Annotated in this window: 4 protein-coding genes; all 4 read right to left on the bottom strand. The window is 65.4% G+C overall.

Features of this window, described 5'->3' with window-relative positions; all coding sequences use genetic code 11:
- Nucleotides 1-166: 166 nt before the first annotated feature.
- On the bottom strand, nucleotides 167-1,468 hold the full coding sequence (gene hisD, locus AAG799_RS22635) for a histidinol dehydrogenase (RefSeq protein ID WP_341899377.1): 1,302 nt from the start codon (nucleotides 1,466-1,468) through the stop codon (nucleotides 167-169).
- Nucleotides 1,468-2,160: an ATP phosphoribosyltransferase gene (hisG, locus tag AAG799_RS22640; RefSeq protein WP_341899378.1), complete on the bottom strand. Its 693-nt coding sequence runs from the start codon at nucleotides 2,158-2,160 to the stop codon at nucleotides 1,468-1,470. Before hisG ends, hisD begins: the two co-directional genes overlap by 1 nt.
- Entirely contained in the window at nucleotides 2,157-2,648 is a 492-nt protein-coding gene (locus AAG799_RS22645) for a DUF2948 family protein (RefSeq protein WP_341899379.1), read from the bottom strand. The genes hisG and AAG799_RS22645 overlap by 4 nt, the downstream gene beginning before the upstream one ends.
- Nucleotide 2,649: 1 nt before the next feature.
- Nucleotides 2,650-3,867: UDP-N-acetylglucosamine 1-carboxyvinyltransferase (gene murA, locus AAG799_RS22650; protein ID WP_341899380.1), on the bottom strand; the 1,218-nt coding region annotated here is incomplete at its 5' end.

Consider the following 3,867-nt stretch of genomic DNA (forward strand, 5'->3'; position numbering starts at 1 on the left):
GGGCCCTGCTCGTTATGGGCACCGACCGGCGAGAAGACATTCTGTTCGATCAGGTCGAAAATCGCGACCTTGAGTTCATGGTCGATATCGGCCGACCGCCGCACCACGCTGCGCTCGTCGAGCAGAACCTCGATGAGACGGTGCTGGGCTGGCGGCGCCTTGTCAGTCATGCGGTACCTTTTTGCAGCCTGATCGAGACGGACAGGGCGTGCCCCTGCAGGCCTTCCGCCTCGGCCAGCGCCACGGCAGCCGGGCCGATTCTCGCCAGCGAGGCAGGATCGCACTGCACCAGCGTGGTGCGCTTCATGAAATCAAGCAGGTTGAGGCCAGAGGCAAAGCGCGCCGCACCGGCAGTGGGCAGCACGTGATTGGGCCCGGCAACATAATCGCCGATCGCTTCGGGCGTGTGGCGGCCGAGGAAGATGGCGCCGGCATGGCGCACGTTTGCTGCAAAATCCTGCGGGTTGTCGATGGCCAGTTCCAGATGCTCGGGCGCGATGGCATCGACCAGCGGCGCGGCATCGGACAGCTGCCGCACCGTGATCAGCGCGCCGAACTTTTCCCAGCTGGCCGTGGCGATCTCTTTGCGCGGCATGGTGGAGAGCTGCTGGCGCACGGCGGCGCCAACCTGTTCGGCGAAGGCGGCATCGTCGGTGATCAGCACCGACTGCGCGACTTCATCATGCTCGGCCTGGCTGAGCAGGTCGGCGGCGATCCAGGCCGGATCGTTTTTGTTGTCGGCGACGACGAGAATCTCGGACGGCCCGGCCGGGTTGTCGATGCCGACCTGGCCGAAGACGAAGCGCTTGGCCGTGACCACGAAGCTGTTGCCCGGGCCGGTGATCTTGTCGACAGCCTTGATGCTCTCGGTGCCATAGGCGAGCGCCGCCACCGCCTGCGCGCCGCCGAGGCGGTAAACTTCGGTGACGCCGGCCAGTTTCAGCGCCGCCATCACCAGCGGATTGAGCTCGCCATTGGGCGTGGGCAACGTGACAACGACGCGGCGCACGCCGGCGACCACGGCGGGAATCGCATTCATCAGCACCGATGACGGATAGGCTGCCTTGCCACCCGGAACGTAGAGGCCGACGGCATCCAGCGGCGTCCAGCGATGGCCGAGCTTCACCCCTTGCGCATCGGTGTAGAAATCGTCGGCCGGCTTCTGCCGCGCATGAAACAGGCGGATGCGTTCGGCCGCGGTTTCCAATGCCTGGAGCGTGGCACCATCGACCAGCGCCGCGGCCGTATCGATCTCGGCCTGGGAAATACGCAGGCCGAGCCTGGCCGAATCGACATGGTCGAATTTCGCATTCAGCTCATGCAGCGCCGCATCGCCGCGCTTGCGTACATCGGCAATGATCTGCGCCACGATGGCGCCGACATCGGCCTCGGCGTCGCGCTTGGATTTCACCATCGCCTGGAAGCGGGCGGGAAAATCCGTGGCGCTGGCATTCAGCGAGACCGGCATCAGCTTGCCACTTTCTTCGACTTGGCGGCGGCTGCAGCTTCAACGGCTGCGGAGAATTTCTCCAGCCAGCCGCCGACCTGGATCGGCCGCGTCTTCAGGGCCGCGCGATTGACCACGAGACGCGAGGTAACCCGGGCGATGACCTCGACTTCGACCAGGCCATTGGCTTTCAGCGTCGCGCCGGTGGAGACCAGATCGACAATGCGGCGACACAGCCCCAGCGTCGGCGCCAGTTCCATGGCGCCGTTCAGCTTGATGCATTCGGCCTGCACGCCGCGATCGGCGAAATACTTCTGCGTCACATAGGGATATTTGGTGGCGACGCGCACATGGCTCCAGCGCTTGGGGTCATCAGACGCCGACAGCGCAACCGGTTCGGCCACCGACAGCCGGCAATGGCCGATGTCGAGATCGAGCGGCGCGTAGATTTCCGGGTAGTCGAATTCCATCAGCACGTCATTGCCGGCAACGCCGAGCTGGGCGGCACCGAAGGCAACAAAGGTGGCGACATCGAAGCTGCGCACGCGGATCAGCTCGATATCGGGCTGGCTGGTTGCAAAGCGCAGCTTGCGACTGTTGTCGTCGGAGAATTCCGGCTCGGGCACGATGCCGGCCGCGAGCAGCAGCGGCATCACCTCTTTCAGGATGCGGCCCTTGGGCAGCGCCATCACCAGTTTACTGTCGGCACTCATGACACTTCCTTGTGCTTGGGCGCGCGACGCACCGGATAGGGTTGCCCCAGATCCTGCATCTGTGCGTCCACGCATTCCACGTCAAGCCGCACGGCACCGCCGCCGGCGAAAACCAGCGTCAGCACCGCCGCAGGCTCCTCGTCAGCCGGCTCGGCGATGATCGACAGCAGTTCCAGCGATGCGGCATTGCCACGATCAATGCCGCTGGACTGCACCTTCAGCACGCCGTCGAAATGCAGGCCGGCCGGCACGCGCACATGCGGCACGGCGCGGATCAGCTTGCCGCGCGCATCCACGCGCGTTTCGTCTTCCCAGCGGAAGCGGTTGAGCACCAGGGCAAAGCGCCGCTGTTTCGGCTGCCAGGCCATGTCGGTGACGCGGAGCGTCGCATCCTGCAGACAGGCCGCCAGCACGGTCACGTCTTCCGCATCCTCGGCGCGCAGGCGCAGGGGCGGAAAACGCGGCGTCTTGCGGCGGTCTTCGGCCATCTCAGTCCTTCAGCCGTTCGATCACGGCGCCGCAGGCGGCCAGCTTTTCTTCCAGCCGCTCGTAGCCGCGATCCAGATGATAGACGCGATTCACCACCGTCTCACCTTCGGCAGCAAGGCCCGCCAGCACCAGCGACACGGAGGCGCGCAGATCGGTGGCCATCACCGGCGCACCGGTCAGCTTGGGCACGCCGCGTACCAGCGCCGATGAGCCATGCACCACGATATTGGCGCCCATGCGGGTGAGTTCGGGCACATGCATGAAACGGTTTTCGAAGATCGTCTCGGTGATCATCGAGGCACCATCCGACACCGTCATCAGCGACATCATCTGCGCCTGCATGTCGGTGGGGAAACCCGGATAGGGCTGGGTCAGGAAATCGACGCCTTTCAGCCGCGACCCGTTGCGTGCGATCGACACGCCGCGCGGCGTTTCGGCAATCACGCAGCCGGCTTCGGTCAGTTTCTCGGCCACCGCCTCGATCAGGTCCATGCGTGCGCCGGTCAGTTCCACCTTGCCGCCGCAGATGGCAACGGCCGCGAGATAGGTGCCGATCTCAATGCGGTCGGGTACGATCTTGTGGGTGGCGCCGCGCAGGGCAGGCTTGCCATGGATGGTGAGATGCTCGCTGCCGATGCCCTCGATCATCGCTCCCATCGCCACCAGGCACTGGGCCAGATCGGCGATCTCAGGCTCGCGCGCGGCATTCTCCAGCACGGTGGTGCCTTCGGCGAGCGCGGCAGCCATCAGCAGGTTCTCGGTGGCGCCGACCGAGACCTGCGGGAAGCGGATCACCGCGCCCTTCAGGCCTTTCTTCGCCTTGGCCTTGATATAGCCGTTCTCGACCGTGATCTCGGCGCCGAGCGCCTTCATGCCCATGATATGCAGATCGACCGGCCGCGTGCCGATGGCGCAGCCGCCGGGTAAGCTAACTTCCGCCTCGCCGAAGCGGGCCAGCAGCGGGCCCAGCACCAGCACAGAGGCGCGCATCTTGCGCACGATGTCGTAGGGCGCCAGCGTCGAGGTGATCTTGCCGGCGTTGAGATGAATCGTGCGGCCTTCCGGCGTGCCGTTGCCGCCATCCATCGACACATCGACGCCATGCTGCTGCAGCAGATGCGCCATGGTGGCGATATCGGCCAGATGCGGCACATTGGACAGCGTCAGCGTCTCGTCGCTCAGCAGGCTGGCCGCCATCAGCGGCAGGGCCGCGTTCTT

The organism is Ferrovibrio terrae (assembly GCF_943371255.1).
GTDB classification, from domain to species: Bacteria; Pseudomonadota; Alphaproteobacteria; order Ferrovibrionales; family Ferrovibrionaceae; genus Ferrovibrio; species Ferrovibrio terrae_B.